Below are 21,023 nucleotides of genomic sequence, written 5' to 3' on the forward strand. Positions count from 1 at the left end.
GCCGATCAGGGCTCGAAGCGCACGCGCCGCAGGCGCAAGTCTCGAGCCCTGATCGGCGGCCCCTCAGGGCCGCGGACACGCGCGCGCCAGCGCGCCGAAAACACAGCGTATACAGCCCGGGACTACCAAACCCCAGGCGCGAGCCCACGCACCCAACCCAGCCCCAGGTCCGAGCCCACGCACCCAACCCAGCCCCCAGGCGCACACCACACTCAACCCGGCCGCGAGCCACACCCAACCAAGTCGGCCCGGTCATGCCAGCACAACCAACTAACTCAGCCCGGGTACGCGCCTAACCAGACGCGTACCCGGCACAACCACCCAACTCACCTCGAGCACGCGCCTCACAAGACGCACACCCAACTCAGCCCAACAACTCCCGCAGATCCGCAACAGCCACACGCAAGTGATCAGCAAACGCATACATCTGATCAGCCACCGACTTCGGAGTAGCCAGATAGATGTTCCACCGATCCGGCAACAGCACATACGCGATACCGATGCAGCGCCCACTGGTCGACCCGAACCCGAAGTACCGGATGTACTGCGACGGCGCGGAGCTGGTCGAAAGGTAGTCGTCGCGCATGACAGTCCACCCCGGGCTGTCGAACAGCGCGATCCGCTCATCCGCGACCCCGAGCTGCTCACCGCGACGACGCTGGATCCACTCCAGTTCCCACAGGTGCTGCTCGGGCGCCTGCCCGGCCTGACATTCCTTGGCCCGCGCGACGTGGGCGGACGCGGCGGTACGCGCCGCGGCCAGCTTCGTCTCGGCATCGGTATCCGCGGACACCATCGCGTCGACGAACGCCACCATCTCCGGGGTCACCACACGCATGGCCTCGGTGCGCCCGTTGCGGAACTGCCTGGTGGCGATCGATTCATAGGTCGCGCCGGTCAGGCCCTTGCTGCGCCGGTGGGCGAGCTGGTAGCTCAGCTGCGCGAAGGCATCGGGTGAGATGCCCAGCTTCTTGGCTTCGCCGGTGCCGAAGTCGTCGAACGACACCAGCGAAGTGGCCGTTTCGGCGGCGAAGCGGGCGAAGTCGGCACCTGCCGCGGCGATGTCGGCGCGGGCGGCCGAGTCGAGTACGAACTCGATCGGCTCCACCGGGGGCAGCCCCTGTGACTGCGCGCCGCTGGTGGCCGCGTGGTCCTGGGCGGTCCGCTCGAGCAGCGCGTCGACGAACGACAGCACGGTGGTGCCGTCGAGTCCGCAGTGCTCGATATTGATGCCGGCCTGGCCGTCGGCGAAGACGATGAACGACACCGACTTGTCGAAGTAGCGGTTGCCGCTGTCGCCGTGCAGCAGCTGATCGCTGGCGTGCAGTTCGTCGCGCGGGGCGAAGTCTTCCAGACACACCGCGAACAGCGCCGTCTCCACGGCATCGAAGGCCTCGACATTGGCGGGTTCGGTGCGCAGGACTTCCCGGCTCCGTGCCCATGCCGCGCGGGCTTTGGTGGTGAGGTGGCCGACCGAGGTGTCGGTCGCGGCGGGCTTGGTCCCGCCCTTGATCACCGCGCGCAGCCCGTCGACGATGTCCTCGAACGCGTACGGAGCGCCGTCGGGCCCCACGACGTCCATCCGGAAGATGTTGCCGCGGTAGAAGACCGCGATGTGACGCGCGTCCGAGGGGCCCGGCCATTCCGGGCTGTAGGGCTTGCGGACACTGTCCTGGATCTCGCCCGGAATCCGGGTCTCGGAGAACAGGTACTTGTTCTGCCACATCGACAGCGCCTGGCCGCGCTGGGTCACCGGCGCGATCCGCTCCGCGTCCAGCGCCAGCTTGTAATCGACAGCCGCCCCGATGATCGCGGCCGCCCGCTCGGTCTGCCCGGCGACGGTCGACGCCGCGAGCGGGGTGTCGTCCCGGAACAGGAACATGAAGTTGGCGTTGATCGCGATCCGGTCCCGACGGCCCAGGTACCGGGACGGCCAGAATTCGTCGAGCCAGCTGCCGACGCCGGGGGTGGCGTCGTATTCGGCCAGCGCCGCGTGCAGGGTGCGCCCAGCCCCACCGGGGCGCAGCAGCTCGGCTACCGCGCTCTCGGTGGTGGCGTATTCCTCGGCGCCGAGCAGCGGCTGACACCACTGCAGGAACCGCGCGCCACTGTCTTCCAGACTCGGCAGTGGCGCCCGGGGCAGCGTGTCTTCGGCAGCGAACGTGGGTTGGTTCAATCCAAGTCCTCAGGTCTCGATGGGATGCGGGCGAGACAGGAACAGGTTGGCGTAGAGCCAGCCCTCGGCTTCGTGGTCGGTGGTGTCGATGCCCTTGGCCGCCAACGCATCCAGCACTTGTTCCCGTTCCTGCGCCGAGGCGAACCTCCGCTGCTGAAACATACCGGGACGTTGCTCGCTGCGATACCCCAACGCGGCCAGCTCCTCGGCGATGGGCCCGAAATCGAACATCCGCAACACGAAATGCGCCATCCACGGTCGCTTGCGCGGGTCCGCTTGGGCGACCCTGGACAGGGTTTTCTCGGTGATATAGCCGACACATCCGGTGGAGATCACGAGATCGGCGGAGGCGAGCACCCGGCGCTGCGCCTCGGTGGGCTCGGTGGCCTCGAGGTCGGCGTGCACGTAGTCGTGCAGGAATCCGGCGGCGTGGGCGTAGGTCAGCGCCGGGCGTGCGGCGTCCATCCCGATGAAACGGACGTCGGGCAGCAGATCGCCGCGCAACCGCTCCCGGTCCGCGGCGATCAGCCCGATCTTGTCGGTATCGGCGTGATCGCGGTAGTGCCCGGCCCATTCGTCGACGGTGGTGTCGCTGCGCAGCAGTGCCGCGTTCACCCCGTAGGAGCACCCGAGGTCGAGGACCGTCGGGATCCGATCCGGACGAGCGGCCCGCAGCTGGCGCAGCTGGTCGGCGAAGTGTGGCTTCGCCAGTTCCGGGATTCGATAGTCCAGCTCGTTCATCCGTGCGAAGTACGCACGGGGATCGGGACTTTCGTAGATGTCGTCGAAGGATGCTTTACCGGTGGTATCCAACGGAACGGACATGTTCGGTTCCTCTCAGTCGAGCAGTCGGTCACCTCGGACGGCGTCGGCCGCGGCAGCCACGTGGTCGGGCAGGACACGGCCGAACAATTGCCTGGTGCGCTCGACCGTGCCGATCACCCCTGGACGGTCCGTGTAGGCGAAAATCGCCGAATGTCGTTGTCCCGCACCGGCCACCTCGGTGACCCGATGCAGGGAGAAGCGGCCCTTGAACAGCTGCAGATCGCCGGGGCGCAGTTCCAGCGCGCGGACGAATCGGGTGCCCGCACCGGTGAGCACGGCGCGCACATCGTCGAGGTGCTCGGCGTGCGGGTCGCGGATATTGGGGCAGTACTCGAAGACGCCGCCGGCGTCGGGCTTGCGGGTGAGCATGCTGACGGTGAATTCGTTGGTGTCGAAGTGCCACGGGTGCGACATCCCCGGCTCGACCACGTTCACGCACAAACCGGCCAGCGGGTCGGCGAATTCGTACAGATCCTCGAGCTCGAAGCAATCGGCGACGAAGCGCTGGAACACCGGATCGGTGTAGAGGCGCTGGATCAGCGCCTCGGCGGGGATCCGGTCGCGGGCCACGAACGCGTTGCCTCGGTCGAGCACGATCCGCGCCGGATGGTCGGCGGGCAGATCGGCGTCGAGCGGAATGTTGTAGGCGTTGACCCGCTCCACCTTGTAATGCGCGTGGGGTGCGATCGCCTCGCCCTCGGCGCGCAGCGTCTCGAGCAGCTGCGGGCGGATGAACTCGCGCAGCACCGTGCAGCCGTCCTCGGCCAGCTCGGCGCGGGCGGCGTCGATCGCCGCCTGCCTGCCCGGACCACTGAGATCGGTGAGCGGATACCGTGCGATATCGACGATTTCGTCGAGCCCCCGAGTTCTCGTCATCTACCCATTTTGCGGGAATATCTCGGCCAGCGCCCGTGTTTCGACAAATCGGACCTATCCCGGGATGATCACAATCGGGCGAATTCAACTGTGCGGCAACAGTTTTCGTAGATTCAACCTGGGTTTCGATACTATCACGGTAGGGTACTACGCCCTATCACGTACCGCTGTCGCAAGATTCACGCGCGGGCGTCGAGCGCGGCGCGCAGATCCTCGACCGACAGACCCACCAGCGACTCCCGAAACACCCGGCCCGGTGCCTCGGGAACCGCGATCTCGCACGGAATCACCAGCAGACCGCAGCCCGCGCCCTGAGCGGCGAGCGAACCGGTCGGCGAGTCCTCGATGGCGACACAGTCTTTCGGGTCGACCCCCAGCAGTTGCGCGGCACGACGGTAGATGGCCGGGTCCGGCTTGCCGTGCGCCACCTCGTCTCCGCAGACGGAGGTGTCGAAGAAGTCGCGACCGAGGGTGTCGAGGCCGTATTCGGTGAGCGAGCGCTTGGTATTGGTCACCAGCGCGGACTTCATGCCCGCCGCGCGCACCATCGCCAGCGCGTCCTTGGCACCGGGTCGCCACGGGATCGGTCCGAGCATCAACTCGGTCACCCGGCGCTCCAGGAACTCCCCCGCCTCGACGATCGTGCCCGGCGACGGGTCGACGCCGATGCCGTCGAAGAGCATGCGCAGCGCGTTCGGACCGGAGGCGCCGATCAGGGCGTGGCGAACCTCGTCGGTCAGCTCGCGACCGTGTTCGCGGGCCAGTTCACGAACCGCGATGTCCCACAGCTTCTCCGAATCGAGCAGCGTGCCGTCCATGTCCCACAGCACCGCTGCCGGTCGCGCGCTCACCTGTAACTCGCCTCGTTCTCGTCACACATCACCGAAATCACCCGGCGCTCGCCGGACCCCGTTCAGGGTAACGGGTCCGCCTCAGACCCCCGATTCGGAGATCTGCAGGTTGCCCGCGTCGCCGGAGACTTGAATCCAGCGGTTCTCCGAGGTCACAGTGCCATTGGTGAGCTGATAGGTGAGCATGACGATCGCGCGGTTGGGTCCGCTGGGGGTGATCGAGCCGACAGTCACCGAACGCACCGACCCCCAGAACGACGAATACTGTGCGAACCCGCCGGTCTGTGCCTGGTAACCGGGCGCGAGCTGCGCCCACGCACCGCCGATATTGCCGGGCAGCATGCCGTAGTACCCGGCGATGAACTGGTTGATCCGGTCCGGGGTCGGCGGGCCGAACGGCGTGGTGGTGATGGTCGTGCTGCTCGGTTTCGCGGTGGTGGGGGTGGGCTTGGCCGAGGTACTCGTGGGGGTGGCACCGGCGCTCGACGCACCACTCGGCAGTGCCTGCGGCGGGGCCGACACGGTGATCGTTTCCTGCTCGGGCACGATGACCACGGTGCTCACCTTGCCGTCGACCATGGTGGTGACGGTGACCGGCGATGCCGGGACCTGTGCCTGTTGACCGGCCTCACCGCCTCGATCGCGGGTCACCACGAGCACCAACAGCATGACGGTGAAGGCGGCGACGGCCGCGGCCAGCAGCAGCACGGCACGGCTGTTCTTCGCGCGATCGGTGCGCGAGGGCGGGACGGGGAACGAGGGATGCAGGCCGGACCCGTCCGTCTGTCCGGTAGCGGCTCTGGCACGTGCCACACCGTCCGCGGTCGAGGGATCGGCATCGCGTGGCCGAACGAGGCCGGGATCACCTGCCGCGGCCTGCGCCACCGCTGGACCGACGTCCGGTCGGCCTGGCGCGCCGCTCGTCGGGTGGCCGACAGCGGCCGATCCCGTGCTCCCGCTCGGTGCCTGGGCGGCGCCCGAGGCCGCATCGGTCGCATTTCGACCCGAGATGGCCGAGCGGGCGGCCTTGGCCATCGCGAGACCGCTGCCGAACAACGCCGCCGCACCCGATTTCGCCGCCGCGCCGCCGTTCGCGGGCACGCCTGCCGACGGGATCACCGTCGTGGCCGCCTCACTCATCGGCAGAATCTTCGTGGCCGAACCGGGCAGTGCCGGAACACGGCCCGCCGCCACATCTTCCAGTGCCGCCCTGGCCTGCGCCATCGTCGGCCGGTCCTCGGCGGACGCGGTCAGCAGCCACATCAGGACCGGGGCGAGCGGGCCCGCGTTCTTCGGCTCGGGCACCACCCCGCGCGCGACGGCGTGCAACACCGCGAGGGGGTTGTCACCCTCACCGAACGGCGGCGCGCCTTCGGAGGCCGCGTACAGCGTCGAACCGAGGGCGAACACGTCGGCGGCGGGTTTCGGGCTGTCACCGCGCGCGATCTCGGGCGCCAGGTAGGCGGGAGTGCCTGCCAGGAAACCTGTGGCGGTGACGGTGACATCGCCGGTCGCGTGGGAGATGCCGAAGTCGGTGAGTTTGACCGTGCCGTCGTCACCGACGAGCAGATTGGCCGGTTTCACATCGCGGTGCATGATCCCGGCGTCGTGCGCGGCCGACAGCGCCGCGGCGGCCTGGGCACCGATTCCCGCCACCTCGATCGGCGGCAGTGTCACCCCGCCCGACAACTTCGCCGCCAGGCTCGGCGCGTTCATGTATTCCATGACCAGCCAGGGCTGGCCGTCCTCTTCGGCGACGTCGAAAACGGTGATGGCGTTGGGATGGTGCAGACGGGCCGCGATCCGGCCCTCCCGCATCGCGCGCAGTTTTCCTTCCAGCGCTTGCGTGCCGGTGAGCCCGGGCGCCAGCAGCACCTGCTTCACCGCGACGGTGCGCCGCAACCGAACATCGGTGGCGCGCCACACCACTCCCATCGCCCCGGAGCCGATCGGGTCGGTGAGTCGGTAGCGTCCCGCGATCAACCGATCCGATGTCATAGTGTGTGCCCTCCTGCTTACCGCCGAGTCGTCTCGCCCTCCGCGCCACAGCGGGATGAAACCTGCGAAAATTCTACGTGCTGAACTGCTTCGATCCTGTTGCGGGACAGTTCGGTCCATGGACCGGGCGCTACATCGTGATCAGACTCACACGCGCCGCGACGACCGGACCGGTCCGATCCGGGCGACGCCCGCGTGTGTGCCTGCAGTGTCTCAGGCGTTGAAGTATTTCGCTTCCGGATGCAGCAGCACGAACGCGTCCGTGGACTGTTCCGGGTGCAACTGCAGTTCCTCCGACAGCGTCACCCCGACCCGGCCCGCGTCGAGCAGATCGACCAACTTGGCGCGATCCTCCAGATCAGGGCAGGCGCCGTAGCCGAAGGAGTAACGCGCACCCCGGTAACCGAGCTTGAAGTAGTCCTGGACATCGGCGGGATCGTCGGCGGCGACGGACTTGCCGTCGACGGTCAGTTCCTCGCGCACCCGGCGATGCCAGTACTCGGCCAGTGCCTCGGTGAGCTGCACGCCGATTCCGTGCACCTCCAGATAGTCGCGGTAGTTGTCGGCGGCGAACAACGCGTTCGCGAAATCGGCGATCGGCTGCCCCATCGTCACCAGCTGGAACGGCAACACGTCCACCTGCCCGGTCTCGCGAGCCTGCTCGCGCGAGCGGATGAAGTCCGAGATGCACAGGAACCTGTCGCGTTGCTGTCGCGGGAAGGTGAACCGATACCGCTGCGGCGCATCAGGATTCGGCTCGGTCAACACGATGACGTCGTCGCCTTCCGACACCGCGGGGAAGTACCCGTAGACGAGGGCGGCGTGCTGCAGCACGCCTTCGGTGGCGAGCCGGTCGAGCCAGGCGCGCAACCGCGGTCGGCCCTCGGTCTCCACCAGATCCTCATAGGTCGGCCCGTCCCCGGCGCGCTGTCCGCGCAGACCCCACTGACCGAGGAACAGCGCCCGCTCGTCGAGCAGACCCGAGTACTCGGCCAGCGGCAGACCCTTGATCACCCTGGTCCCCCAGAACGGCGGCGTCGGCACGGGCAGATCAGTGGCCACATCGGAGCGTTCGGGCACCACGATCGGCACCTCGGCGGCCTTGCGCTCGGCCGCGATCCGCTGGGACCGCTCGTGGCGCGCCTTGCGCTCGGCGGCCTTCTCCTTGGCGGCGATCGCGTCCGGGCTGTCCGGGTCGAGCCCACCGCCCCGCTTGACGGTCATGATCTCGTCCATCAACCGCAGGCCCTCGAACGCGTCGCGGGCGTAGTACACGTCGCCGTCGTAGACCGCGGTGAGATCGTTCTCCACGTAGGAGCGGGTCAGCGCGGCGCCGCCGAGCAGCACCGGGAACTGTTCGGCCACACCCTTGGAGTTGAGTTCACCGAGGTTCTCCTTCATCACCACGGTGGACTTCACCAGCAGCCCCGACATGCCGATCACGTCGGCCTTCTTGTCCTGGGCGGCGTCGAGAATGGTCGCGATGGGCTGCTTGATGCCGAGGTTCACCACCTCGTAGCCGTTGTTGGACAGGATGATGTCGACCAGGTTCTTGCCGATGTCGTGGACATCGCCCTTCACCGTGGCCAGCACGATCCGGCCCTTACCCGCGTCGTCGGTGGCTTCCATGTGCGGTTCCAGGTGCGCGACAGCGGTTTTCATCACCTCGGCCGACTGCAACACGAACGGCAGCTGCATCTGACCCGAACCGAACAGCTCACCGACGGTCTTCATGCCCGAGAGCAGGGTCTCGTTGATGATCTGCAGTGGCGGCACCGTCTGCATCGCCTCGTCGAGATCGTCACCGAGGCCGTTGCGCTCACCGTCGACGATGCGCCGTTCCAGACGCTCGAACAGCGGCAGCAGGGCCATCTCCTCGGCGCGCGAGGCCTTCGACGACGCCGTCGAGACGCCCTCGAACAAGGCCATCAGCTTCTGCAGCGGGTCGTAGTCCTCGGTGCGGCGGTCATAGATCAGGTCGAGGGCGACCTGCTGCTGCTCCTCGGGGATCCGGCTCATCGGCAGGATCTTCGACGCGTGCACGATCGCCGAATCCAGCCCCGCTTCGACACATTCGTGCATGAACACCGAGTTGAGCACCTGCCGGGCGGCCGGATTCAAACCGAAGGAGATATTCGACAGGCCGAGGGTGGTCTGCACCTGCGGGCGGCGGCGCTTGAGCTCGCGAATGGCGTTGATCGTCTCCTCGCCGTCCTTGCGCGACTCCTCCTGTCCGGTGCCGAGGGTGAACGTCAGGGTGTCGATGATGATGTCGGACTCGGCCAGGCCCCAGTTGCCGGTGATGTCGTCGATGAGACGCTCGGCGATCGCGACCTTGTGATCGGCGGTGCGCGCCTGGCCCTCTTCGTCGATGGTCAGGGCGACGACGGCGGCGCCGTGCTCGGAAACCAGCCGCATGATCTGCTGGAATCGGGAATCCGGGCCCGCGCCGTCCTCGTAGTTCACCGAGTTCACCGCGCACCGGCCGCCCAGGTGCTGCAGACCCGCCCGCAACACCGGCACCTCGGTGGAGTCGAGCATGATCGGCAGCGTCGAGGCGGTGGCCAGCCGGGAGGCCAGCTCGTTCATGTCGTCGGCGCCGTCGCGACCGACGTAGTCGACGCACAGGTCGAGCATGTGCGCGCCGTCGCGGGTCTGGTCCTTGGCGATCTCGAGGCACCGCTGCCAGTCGGCGGCCAGCATCGCGTCACGAAATGCCTTGGAGCCGTTGGCATTCGTCCGCTCGCCGATCATCATGATCGACGCGTCCTGCTCGAACGGCACAGCCGTGTACATGCTCGACACGGCGGGCTCGTGCTCGGGGTGGCGGCGATCGGTGATCGGGGGCAGCGTCTTCTCCACCTCGCGCACCGCCTCGGCGACCTGACGGATGTGCTCGGGGGTAGTGCCACAGCAACCACCGACCAGCGAGAGGCCGAACTCGGAGACGAACCCGCTCAGCGCGACGGCGAGCTCCTCGGGGTCGAGTGGGTACTCGGCGCCGTTGGCACCGAGCACCGGCAGACCCGCGTTCGGCATCACCGACACCGGGATGTTCGCGTGCCGCGACAGGTGCCGCAGGTGCTCGCTCATCTCCGCGGGTCCGGTCGCGCAGTTCAGACCGATCATGTCGATGCCGAGCGGTTCCAGCGCGGTCAGCGCCGCGCCGATCTCACTACCGACCAGCATGGTGCCGGTGGTCTCCACCGTGACGTGGGTGATGATCGGGATCCGGCGGCCCGCCGCGATCATGGCCCGGCGACTGCCGGTGATCGCGGCCTTGACCTGCAGCAGGTCCTGGCAGGTCTCGATGAGGATGGCGTCGGCACCGCCGTCGAGCATGCCGAGCGCGGCTTCGGTGTAGGCGTCACGCAGCGACACGAACGGCGCGTGGCCCAGGGTCGGCAGCTTCGTGCCGGGGCCCATCGAGCCGAGGACATAGCGCGGGGTGCCGTCGGCGGAGGGACCCATCTCGTCGGCGACATCGCGGGCGATGCGGGTGCCGCGCTCGGACAGATCGCGGATCCGATCCTGGATGTCGTAGTCGGCGAGGTTGGGCAGGTTGCAGCCGAAGGTATTGGTCTCCACCGCGTCCGCGCCCGCGGCGAAGTAGGCGCGATGGATCTCGGCGAGCACGTCGGGACGGGTGTCGTTGAGGATCTCGTTACAGCCCTCGAGGCCGCGGAAGTCGTCGAGCGACAGATCAGCGGCCTGCAACATCGTGCCCATCGCGCCGTCGCCGATGACGACACGCCGCCGCAGCGTGTCGAGGAGCGTGGTATCGAACCCGGTGGGCAAGGACGCAGACATGATTCAAGACTAGTGGGCGCGTCCGACGGACAAGACCACTGCGGGTGAATCCAGTGGTCTGCGCCACTGTTCCCGGCGGAAACACGCAACACCGTCGGTCACCGCAAAACAATTCGCACAAGACACTAGGCTGACCGGGTGGATGCCAGTGAGACCCCCGAGACGGAACTGCCGACGTTGCGCAATCCCGTCATGGTTGCCGCCTTCGAGGGCTGGAACGACGCAGGCGATGCCGCCAGTGGCGCCATCGAGCATCTGGAGTTGATCTGGGATGCCGAGCCGCTGGCCGAACTCGACTCCGAGGACTACTACGACTACCAGGTGAACCGGCCGACAGTCCGGCAGGTCGACGGGGTGACCAGGGAGATCCAGTGGCCCTCGACGATGCTGTCGGTGTGCTCCCCGCCCGGTAGCGACCGCGATGTGGTGCTCCTGCGTGGCATCGAGCCGAACATGAAATGGCGCAGTTTCTGCGACGACCTGCTCGAGTTCATCGAGCAATTGGGCGTGGAGACGGTCGTCATCCTCGGTGCGCTGCTCGCCGACACCCCGCATACCCGGCCGGTGCCGGTGACCGGCTCGGCCTACAGTCCCGAGGCCGCCGAGCGATTCAATCTGGAACAGACCAGGTACGAGGGCCCGACCGGGATCACCGGCGTGCTGCAGGACCAGTGTGTGAAGGCCGGGGTGCCCGCGGTGTCGTTCTGGGCCGCCGTCCCGCACTATGTGTCGCAGCCGCCGAACCCGAAGGCGACGATCGCGTTGCTGCACCGGGTGGAGGACGTCCTCGATATCGAGGTTCCGCTGGGCGAGCTGCCGAAGCAGGCCGAGGAGTGGGAGGGCGCGGTCAACGAGATGACCCTCGGCGACGACGAGATCAGCGAGTACGTGCGCTCGCTCGAGGAGCGTGGCGACGCGGCGATCGATCTCAACGAGACCATGGCCAAGATCGACGGCGACGCCATCGCGGCGGAGTTCGAGAAGTACCTGCGTCGGCGTGGGCCGGGCAGCTTCGGCCTCTAGCGCTCGGCACCGGGCGTTCGCCGCTCCGGTCCTTATCACGCCGATGGCAGCTCGACTACCGCGGCTCGCGGAATACGTTGTTGCTCAACACCATTCCGGGTTCCGGCCGGGCGGTGACTCGCCCGGCCGCCGGAGCGATCGCTACCGAGAGGGTGGATCGGCGCAGGCATCGGATCCCATAGCTAGCGCTCCAGGGTGAGTACCTCGGCGGCCGCCTCGTGCGCCAGCTTCGCGATCAGCAGGTCACGCGGAATCGTCTGGCCGGCAAGGTGATCGAGTGACGGCACCACCACGTGGTGGGCGTCGGCCCGCTTCAATTCCTGGGTGAGTTCGGCGAACGCCGCACCGTCACCCGAGGGTCCTTCGTGGAACGTCGCGGCGAAACACATGCCCGCGGTCCGCGCGAGGCTGCGTAGCGCATCCTCCAATTGGTCGCTCTGACCATCGGCCAGATCGTCCCGCAAGTATCCATAGATCAACGCTTCCACCCGAACCTCCGTTGGATTGGGATCGCTGTTCTGTTGTCGGATCTGTTGTTCCGGTCCCCCCGCGTCGCGCGGGCGCGCCACACGGGGTACTGCGTTGCCCTGCAAGCTCTCTTGCACAGCCGGCGTCCGATTGTCGATCCGGGCACCTGCTTACATCATGAACAATCTTGGCCCCCGGCAGCAGATGTCAATCCGATGACATCTACATGCCCTATCCGTGACGCCGAACATTAACTGGTGGAATACTACCGCCGTGACCGCAACTGATGATCGACCCGTCTGGGCTGTTCGGATGCGCTCGGAACGTGACGCGAGGGGGTGGTCGCAAGGCGATGCCGTTCGCGCGATGCGTACCAAGTCCTCCCACAACCTGCCGACGGACAGTACCCTGCTGCGCAACTGGCGCCGTTGGGAATCCGGGGAATCACGACCTGACGAGTTCTACGCGCCGATCATCGCGGCCGCGTTCGACACCGTCACCGCCGCGTTCTTCCCGAAGTCCCGCCCCAACCGGGATGACGAGCTGTTATCGGCAACCGGTATGGACACACTGGAGTTCATCGGACGACTCAGGATGTCCGACGTCAACAGCGCGACCCTGGACGCGGTGCGGATCACCGCCGAAAGGCTGTGCTGTGAATACGCCTACGCCGAACCGTACGCACTGCACGCCGAGGGGACCGCGTGGCTGCGCCGGATCACCTCGCTGCTCGACGGCAGACTGACGCTGAGCCAGCATCGGGAAATCCTCGTCCTGGCAGGCTGGGTCGCGTTGCTGGTCGGTTGCGTCGATTACGATCTCGGCCGCCGGGGCGGCGCCGAAGCCACTCGCCGGGCCGCCGATTCGCTGGGCCGCGAGGCGGGCAATGCCGAGATCGTCGGCTGGGCCGCGGAGATGTCGGCGTGGTTCGCGTTGACACAGGGCAACTTTCGCGGCGCGATCGATGTCTCGGAGAAGGCCATGGCGGGCACCACCTCGTCGAGCGTGGGAGTGCAGCTGGCGGCGCAGCGCGCCAAGGGCTGGGCCCGGCTCGGCGACCGCCGCAATGTGCAGACCGCCCTCGACGAGGGCAGGGCGATCCTGTCGCGGATGGGCCATCCGGCCGATCTGGACAACCACTTCGTCGTCGACGCCACGAAATTCGACTTCTACGCGATGGACTGCTGCCGGGTGGCGGGCCAGGATCGACTGGCCGAGCGCTACGCCCAGCAGGTGATCCGCGATTCGACCCGACCGGACGGTTCGGTCCGCAATCCCATGCGGGTCTCGGAGGCGCGACTCACCCTGGCCGTCGTGGCCGTGCGCGATCGCGATCTCGAACGCGCGGTCGAGGAGGGCGTCGCGGCTTTCTCCCCGGGGCGCAAGTCGCTGCCGTCGCTGGCGTGGATCGCGGGCGAGGCGGCCAGGGAGATCATCGAACGGTACCCAGGAGATCAGCGCACGCAAACGTTCCTCGAGCAGCTGCGTACCCTCAATGTCGGGTGAGCTCGCGCGGCGCTGCCACGCCGATCCGGGACGGGTCCGGCGAAGCGCCCGGAGGCCACCACTAACCTGTCTACGGTGACCGACTCCGCCGACGGCCTGCCCAGCGCCGTACCCGCCCTGTGGGACGAGCGTCTGCGGTTGTTCTCGTTCGCGACCGCCGAGAAGCGCGCCGACTACCTACGCGTCCTGCGCGCCTTCGACAGCGCGCGGGCCGCCTACGTGGTGTTGTTGCACGCCGACGATGTCGCCGAGTGGATATTCCGGGTCGAGGCGGGCGGCCGGGTCGAGGCGGCCGCGGGTGTCCCCCTGCCCGCGGTCGAGATCGGCCCACTGCTCGAGCAGCTGCATCGCTGGGGTGTGCTCGAACGCAGCTACGACGGCACCCGCGCGGCCACCCTGGCCGAGTACCGCAACCGGCACTACGTCTACCAGTTCGCGCAGGCCGGGTTCGGGGCCTACCGAGCGGTGGCGGGAGTGCTCGCGGCCAGGATGGAGGACGCGTCACTCTCGCGCCTGGTGCTGCCGGAGCTGCTCGCCGATCTGCACACCCTCGCCGCCGCAAACCGCGACGGCGACGCCGAGCGGGTCTACACCACCTTGCGCAGGCTCGACGCCGCGCTCACCGATCTGGCCGCGCGGGCCGCGCACTTCTACCTGTCACTGGGCGATCTGGTGCGCACCACCGAGATCACGCCGGAATCCTTTCTCGCACACAAGGACGCGCTGCTGGCGCACATGCGCGAGTTCAGCATGGATCTGGCCCGGTTCGCCCCGCGGCTGGCCGCGGCGATCGGCGACGTCGAGGAGACCGGGATCGAGCAGTTGATCGGCCGCGCGGCCGGATGCGACGAACGGGTGTTGCTGAGCCAGGACGAGCGTGCGGTGGATTGGCGGTCCCGCTGGGACGGATTGCGGACCTGGTTCGTCGCCGCGGGCACCGAATCGTCGGAAACCTGTGAGGCCGATCGGCTCCGGGAGGCGACGATGAGCGCGATCGCGGCGGTGCTGTCGCTGTTGCGCCGGGTGACCGAGACCCGCCGCGGTGGCGTCAGCCGGGAGTCGGCGTTGCGACACCTGGCCGAATGGTTCGTCGCCACCCCCACCACGGGCAGTGCGCACGCCCTCTACGACGCGGTGTTCGGACTGGGCAAGCCGCGCCACCTCGCGCTCGAGCATCCCGACGCCGAACTCGTCCCGACCAGCCGAACCTGGTGGGCAGCGCCACCGTTGGAGATCTCACGCACCCTCGCCGAAACCGGTCGCGCACCGACCGCGGGCGCACCGGCCCGGATCGCGCGCAACGACGCGGGCGTGCGACGACTTCGCGAGGCGCAGCTGGCCGCGCAGCGCGAGCGGGCCGCGGCCGCTGCCTCGCTGTCGCAGGGCAGTGTGCACGAACGAGTGCTGGATCGACGGGAGACCGAGGTGCTGTTGCGCCTGCTCGACGCGGCCTCGACCGCGTGGGTACCGGTGAGCGGAAAGGTCGACGGCACAACAGGTTCCGATAACGGCGTCACCTTGACGGTGCGACCCTGCGACGGGTCGACGGTGATCCGCACCGCGGCGGGGCTGCTGCATCTGAACAACCGCCGCCTGGAAGTACGCGAGTCGAGTCGCCGTGGAGGTGCGCGATGAGAGGGCACATCGACTCGCTCGATGTCGGCGTCCACCGCTCGACGCGACGTCGGCCGGCGCGAGGGGCGAGACTGTGAAGCGACAACGCGTCGATGGGCTCGCTCTCGACAGCTATCAGCGAGCGGCGCGGGTGATGCTGGCCAATCACCTGGTCACCCGCGTGTATCCCGACCGGATCGCGCTGCCGTTGGTGCGGCGGTGGGCGACCGAATTGCGCGAGGATCTGGCCGAATTGTTCGGTTACCGATTGGAGGTCACCGAGACCACGGCCCGGCTGTACCCGGTGCACGACCGGCTCGACGACGCCCGGCCCGCCCGCAGCGTCAACGATCGGGTCTTCGACCGCCGCCGCTACGCCTATCTGTCATTGGCGCTGGCCACCCTCGGCCGGGCGGGCGACCAGATCACCCTGTCGGAATTGGCCGAGCACGTCGCCGATCACGCGAGCCGGATCGAGGGCCTCGACCTGTCGACCGAGCGGGCAGCCGACCGCGACGCCTTCGTCGACGCGATCGGCTGGCTGGGCGCGCGCGGTGCGCTGACGCTGGCCGACGGCGATGCGGGCGGCTGGGCCAGCGACCCGGAGGCGGGTGAGGCGCTCTACGACATCGATCGGCCGGTGGTGTTCGCCCTGTTCCGGCCCCCACGCGCGCTGCAACATCTGCACAGCGTGCGCGGACTGCTCGCCGACGACGCCGACCAGGTCTCGCCCGATCAAGCCCGCCGGGTTCGCCGGGCACTCGTGGAACGCCCGGTGGTGTATCTCGATGAGCTGTCGCAGGCCGAGCGGGCGCTGCTCGGCCAGGACCGGCTGGTCGGCGAGGTCGAGTACTGCACCGGCTTGCGGGCCGAACGCCGGGCCGAAGGGGTGGCGCTGATCGACACCTCGGGTCGGCTGTCGGACACCCGCTTCCCCGGCACCGGGACCCTGGCCCAGGTGGCGCTGTTGCTGATCGGCGAGATCGCGGACGTGGTACTCGACCTCGACAACCCGATCCCCCAGCGGCCCGGCGCGCTCGCCGCCGATACCGCGCTGCTCGATCAGCTCGATGCGTCCATTCCCACGGCGGGCGTGTTCACCCCGCTCGCCGATCACGTCGAAATCGTCACCGCTGGAACAGATTTCGTCGAGGAAGAGACCGAGACCACCGAACAGGCGACCTACCCGTTCCTCGACGATGCCTGGGTGCGCGCCACCCTCGTCGCGCTCACCGACCGCTACGGCGCGACTTTCGCCGCCCAATGGCAGGCCGATGTCGGCGGGCTCACCACCGAGGTGCTCGCGCTGCTCACCAAACTGCGGCTGGTCCGGCCGGTCCAGGACGGGCTGCTGATCCTGCCCGCGCTGGCCCGATATCGGGGCGCGGTGGTCACCGTGCGAGTGCGCAAGGCCGAGGAATTGTTCGTCACCGCCGCCGATACCGACGGCAGCACCGGAGAGGGAGGGGTCTGAGCATGTCACTCATCCACGGCGGAGTGCGGTTCGTCCCGACCCGGGCCGGCATCGTCAACCTGTGGGACTACCGCGACCAGGAGTTCAGTTTCGCCGACGGACGCCTGGTGCTGCGCGGACCCAACGGTTCCGGTAAAACGAAGGCGCTGGAGGTGCTGTTCCCGTTCGTGCTGGACGGGCGGATCGAACCGCGCAGGCTGAACCCGTTCGCCGGTGAAGAACGCACCATGAAGTCGAACCTGCTGTACCGCAAACAGGAATCGGCCTACTCGTATGTGTGGATGGAATTCGCGCGCGGGAGCTGGGACGACCCGGAGACCGTCACCGTCGGCATCGGCATGCGCGCCACCCGCTCCGCCGACAAGGTGACGCGCTGGTACTTCGTCGCCGACGGCCGCGCCGGGGTCGACTTCTCCCTCATCGGTCCCGACGACCGCCCGCTCACCCGCAGGCAACTGGCCGAGCAGATCGGCAGCGACGCCATCGTGGACCGACCCGTCGAGTACCGGGCGGCGATCGACGCGCGCATGTTCGGGCTCGGCGCGCAACGCTACGACCAGCTGATCAACCTGATTCTCACACTGCGAAGGCCCCAGCTCGCCAAGAACCTGGACCCGCGCGGCCTGTCCCAGGCACTCACCGACGGCCTTCGCCCGCTCGACGAGCAGTTGATCCTCGACGCCGCTCGCTCGTTCAGCGATATGGAGGAGGTCGGGCGCACGCTCGACGGTCTCGTCCAGGCCGACACCGCCACCCGCCGTTTCGTCGACGTGTACCGCAAATACCTGGCGGTGCAGGCGAAAACCGACGTCGACCAGCTCCGCACCCGCCTCGACGCCGCCACCTTCGCCGCCACCGCGCTCTTCGCCGCGACGGCCCTGCGCACCCGCCGCGAGACCGACCGCACCGAAGCCGAGACCAGCGCCGACAACGCCGACCAGGCCTATGAGCAGGCCATCGCCGACCGCGAGAACCTCCAGCGCTCCGGCGCCTACGAGGGCAAACAGCAACTCGACGACCTGGCCGACGCCGTGCGCCGCCTCGAAACCTCCGCCGCCGCCCACCGTGACAAGGCCGCCGAAGCCACGCACACACTGCAACGTCGTGCCGAAGAAGCCTCGCGCGCCACCGAAGCGGTCCGCACCGCGGCGGCCGCCCTCGTCCGGGGTGAGGACGCGGTCCGCGCCGCCGCCGAGGGGGCAGGCATCGAATGGACCCCGCCGAGCACCGAAGGCCGCGGCGACCAGTTCACCGCGACGATCCACAGTCACGCGGCCGAACGTGACGCCGATGTCCGTGCCGTGCGCCAAGCGGTGGGCAAGTGGGAAACCGCCGCCGCCGAACGCACCCGCTCCGAACGCCTGGCGCAACGCGCCGTCGAACTGCGCGACGCGGCCGCCGCCGAAGTCGCCCATGCCGAGGCCGCGGTCGCCTTGGCGCGCGGCGAATCCGCCGCCGCCCTGCGCACCTGGTGGACCGCGCACCACGAGCTCTTCGGGACCGTCACCGAACCCGTAGCTCACGATGGCGGCTCGGACGCCGACGGACGAGACGGGGTGGGTGACCGTTCACCCGAGGCGACCACCGTCGGCTTGTTCGCCGCGCTCGACGCCGCGATGGCGGGTGCGGGTGCGGCGGATGTTCCCTCCGCCACCGAGGTTTTGGCCGAGTGGTGCGAACCGCTGCAAGAGCAGATCCGCACGGGCCGCCAGGAGGCACGATCCCGAGCCACCGCGGCCGCCGCGCGCCGCGATGGCCTGGTCGCCGAGCGTCAGCAGATCGCCGCTCAGCGCGACGATGCCCCGTCGACGCACCCCGCGAGAAGTGTTGTACGCGAAGAGCTTTCGGGTGCACCCTTGTGGCGGCTGGTGCGGTTCGCCGACGCGGTGTCCGCGCGGGATGCGGCCGGTATCGAAGCGGCACTGGAGTCCAGCGGTCTGCTCGACAGCTGGATCTGCGGCCCGACGCTGCCCGCCGACATCGACTCCGACCACTTCCTCCTGCCCTTGCCGATCGACCAGCGTCCGTCCGGCCGCACTCTCGCCGATGTCCTTGTCGTCGAAGAGGATTCGTCCGACCTCACCGTGCCCGCCGAGACCGTTGCCGCGGTGCTGGCCTCCATCGCTGTCCACGACACCTCCGCACAGCCGGATCCGAACGCCGACCACACCGAGGGCTCGGACCGGTCCGAGCCGTCCCGGTCCAGCGATGCGCCGTCGGTGATCACCGGCGCCGCCCTCACCGCGCTGACCACCGCCGCGCCGCAGGTCGTGGTCGGCCTCGCCGGAACTTTCCGGCAGGGCGTTCTCGTCGGCCGCCACCACAAGCCCGACGCCGAGTTCATCGGAACCACCGCGCGTGCCCGCAGGCGCGAGGCCCGGCTCGCCGAGATCGACGCCGCGATCGAGGCCGCCGCTACCGAGCACGAGGCGGCGCGGGCCGACGATCGTCGCGCCACCGCCGAATTGGCCACGCTGTCGACCGCCGCCAAGGCGCTGCCGCGTCCCTCGGCGGTGACCTCCGCCCTGCGCGCCGTGGCCGAGGCCGCCGGTCTGATGCGGTCGAGAGTCGAGGCCGCCACCCAGGCCGAGCGCGAACTCGACCAGACCGTCGCCGAGGTCGCGGCCATGGACAAGAAGGCACGCGCCGCCGCCCAGGCGCACCGAACCCCGCGTGAGGCACGCGAACTCGACGCGCTGGCCGCCGCGATCCGCCATTTCGAGAACACCGGTACGGGACTGCTACGCCTGCGCGCCGAACACGAACGGGAGCGCGAACGCGAACGCGAGGGCGTCGACCGGCACGACGAAGCGCGCGCACTGGCCGAGGCGTTCGCCGAGGAGGCCGAGGCCGCTCGACTGGGCTACACCGAGCAGCAGCGCAAACTCGAAACACTGCGAGAAGCGCTGGGCGCCGGTGCCGCCGACATCGACCGCGATCTCGACCTGGCCCGCGCGGCTATCGAGGCGGCCAAGGCCGAGCAGCGGGCCGCGCGTAAGGCCGCCAATGCCGCCATCGAAGCGGTCGGCGATGCCGAGGCCGCCTATCGCACCGCCAACGAAGCGCTCGCCACCGCGCTCACCGAGGTGCTCGCCGAGGTGCGTTCGCTGGCCCCCTACGCCCGACCCGACCTGTTGAGCTTGCTCGGCGCCTCGGTCGAACACCGGTGGCCCACTAGCGACGCCGCGTGGTCCACCCCCGAGCAACTGCACTACCGCATCGTCGCGGCAGGCCCCGACACCGACCCGGTGGTGCTGCCCGATGAGGTCGCCGCCTTGTTCGCCGACCTCGATGCCGCCACCACACAGGTCCGCACGACCGAGGCCGGTCGCAAGTCCACTCGCTCCGCGGTCACCGGCGCCCTGCAGGAGTTCGATGCCGCGCTCACCGCGTCCGGCCGCGACTACCGGCTGAACTGGGATGCCGCCGACGGACTCACCGTCGTCGCCGTCCACGACGAGAACGGCCAGGCCGCCCTCGCCGACTTCGCCGCCCGCATCGACGCCGCCCGCCGCGACCAGGAACTGCTCCTCACCGACGCCGAGCGCCGCATCCTCGAAGACGCGCTGCTCACCGGCCTGGCCCAGCAGATCCACGAACGCACCACCGACGCACGCGAACTGATCTCCCGGATGGGCGCGGAGATGAAGCAGCGGCGGATGTCGTCGGGCAACACCATCGGGGTGCACTGGATCCTCGCCGACGGCCTGTCGGAGTCCGCGCGCTCGGTGTGCAAGATCCTCGACCGCGACACCACCGCCCTGAGCCCGGAGGATCTCGGCTCGGTGCGCGCCCACTTCGCCGCCGAGATCCGCGCCGCCCGCACCGCGCACCCGGAACGTTCCTACCCCGAGATCCTCGCCGCCACCCTCGATTACCGCACCTGGCGGGTGTTCTCGTTCACGCTCATCTCCGGGGACGGCACCGAGGACAAGCTCACCGTCGCCCGCCACAGCGCTCTCTCCGGTGGCGAACAGTCCGTCTCCCTGCACCTGCCGCTGTTCGCCGCCGCGCACGTGATGCTCGACTCCGCCGACCCGCAGGCTCCTCGCCTGCTCGCCCTCGACGAGGCGTTCGCCGGCGTCGACGACAACGGTCGTAGTGAATTGCTCGGTCTCAGTGTGCAATTCGACCTCGATCTGTTCATGACCGGTTACGACCTGTGGATCACCTACGCCCACGTGCCCGGCTGCGCGCACTACGATCTGGCCCACTCCACCGCCGAGAACACCGTCAGCGCGACCCTGCTCGTCTGGGACAGCGGTGCGCTGCTCGCCGAGCACGACGGCGGCGATCTCACCGCGGCGCTGGGTTCCCCCGATCGCCGCCGGGTACCGAACACGATCGAGGGCGGATTGACCCTGGAAGGCATGCCGGGCGAACCCGCGACGGTGGGCTGATC

At 68.7% G+C, this 21,023-nt stretch carries 12 protein-coding genes; 5 read left to right on the forward strand and 7 right to left on the reverse strand.

The features are described 5' to 3' along the window. Nucleotides 1-364: 364 nt before the first annotated feature. The 6 genes from NA12_RS28710 to metH form a co-directional block, all read right to left on the reverse strand. Nucleotides 365-2,176 carry a choline/carnitine O-acyltransferase gene (locus NA12_RS28710; RefSeq protein WP_067458377.1) on the reverse strand — a complete coding sequence of 604 codons (1,812 nt, stop codon included), beginning with the start codon at nucleotides 2,174-2,176 and terminating at the stop codon, nucleotides 365-367. Between the two features lie 9 nt (nucleotides 2,177-2,185). Beyond that, nucleotides 2,186-3,001: a class I SAM-dependent methyltransferase gene (locus NA12_RS28715; RefSeq protein ID WP_067458380.1), complete on the reverse strand. Its 816-nt coding sequence runs from the start codon at nucleotides 2,999-3,001 to the stop codon at nucleotides 2,186-2,188. 12 nt (nucleotides 3,002-3,013) lie between these two features. After that, the gene (locus NA12_RS28720) at nucleotides 3,014-3,877 is read right to left on the reverse strand and encodes a HalD/BesD family halogenase (RefSeq protein ID WP_067458382.1); all 864 of its coding nucleotides are present in this window, start codon (nucleotides 3,875-3,877) and stop codon (nucleotides 3,014-3,016) included. A 179-nt stretch (nucleotides 3,878-4,056) separates the two neighbouring features. Further along, on the reverse strand, nucleotides 4,057-4,728 hold the full coding sequence (locus tag NA12_RS28725; RefSeq protein WP_255284110.1) for an HAD family hydrolase: 672 nt from the start codon (nucleotides 4,726-4,728) through the stop codon (nucleotides 4,057-4,059). An 81-nt stretch (nucleotides 4,729-4,809) separates the two neighbouring features. Further along, nucleotides 4,810-6,726: a serine/threonine-protein kinase gene (locus NA12_RS33340; protein WP_084473185.1), complete on the reverse strand. Its 1,917-nt coding sequence runs from the start codon at nucleotides 6,724-6,726 to the stop codon at nucleotides 4,810-4,812. Between the two features lie 213 nt (nucleotides 6,727-6,939). Beyond that, nucleotides 6,940-10,536: a methionine synthase gene (gene metH / locus NA12_RS28735; RefSeq protein WP_067458385.1), complete on the reverse strand. Its 3,597-nt coding sequence runs from the start codon at nucleotides 10,534-10,536 to the stop codon at nucleotides 6,940-6,942. A 192-nt stretch (nucleotides 10,537-10,728) separates the two neighbouring features. Between metH and NA12_RS28740 the strand changes: the two genes are divergently transcribed. Further along, complete coding sequence (locus NA12_RS28740) at nucleotides 10,729-11,559, forward strand: PAC2 family protein (RefSeq protein WP_243655026.1); 831 nt, start codon at nucleotides 10,729-10,731, stop codon at nucleotides 11,557-11,559. Between the two features lie 182 nt (nucleotides 11,560-11,741). Here the strand turns inward: NA12_RS28740 and NA12_RS28745 are convergent, their stop codons facing one another. Then, nucleotides 11,742-12,047, reverse strand: coding sequence for a recombinase family protein (locus tag NA12_RS28745; protein ID WP_067458654.1), 306 nt, complete (start codon nucleotides 12,045-12,047; stop codon nucleotides 11,742-11,744). Nucleotides 12,048-12,393: 346 nt separating this feature from the next. On the opposite strand from NA12_RS28745, the gene NA12_RS28750 reads away from it, so the two are divergent. From NA12_RS28750 to NA12_RS28765, 4 genes are all read left to right on the forward strand, one after another. Further along, nucleotides 12,394-13,533 (forward strand): NsdA family TPR-like regulatory protein, encoded by a 1,140-nt coding sequence (locus NA12_RS28750; RefSeq protein ID WP_067458657.1) that lies wholly within the window; start codon nucleotides 12,394-12,396, stop codon nucleotides 13,531-13,533. Nucleotides 13,534-13,608: 75 nt separating this feature from the next. Then, a complete protein-coding gene (locus NA12_RS28755) occupies nucleotides 13,609-15,168 on the forward strand; it encodes a TIGR02677 family protein (RefSeq protein WP_243654993.1) in 1,560 nt (519 codons plus the stop codon). 73 nt (nucleotides 15,169-15,241) lie between these two features. Beyond that, nucleotides 15,242-16,621, forward strand: a complete 1,380-nt coding sequence (locus NA12_RS28760) for a TIGR02678 family protein (RefSeq protein ID WP_067458391.1) — start codon at nucleotides 15,242-15,244, stop codon at nucleotides 16,619-16,621. Nucleotides 16,622-16,623: 2 nt separating this feature from the next. Then, on the forward strand, nucleotides 16,624-21,021 hold the full coding sequence (locus tag NA12_RS28765) for an SbcC/MukB-like Walker B domain-containing protein (RefSeq protein WP_067458394.1): 4,398 nt from the start codon (nucleotides 16,624-16,626) through the stop codon (nucleotides 21,019-21,021). The last annotated feature ends 2 nt before the right edge of the window (nucleotides 21,022-21,023 follow it).

It is taken from the genome of Nocardia alba NBRC 108234 (genome assembly GCF_001612665.1).
In the GTDB taxonomy this organism is placed as follows: domain Bacteria; phylum Actinomycetota; class Actinomycetes; order Mycobacteriales; family Mycobacteriaceae; genus Nocardia; species Nocardia alba.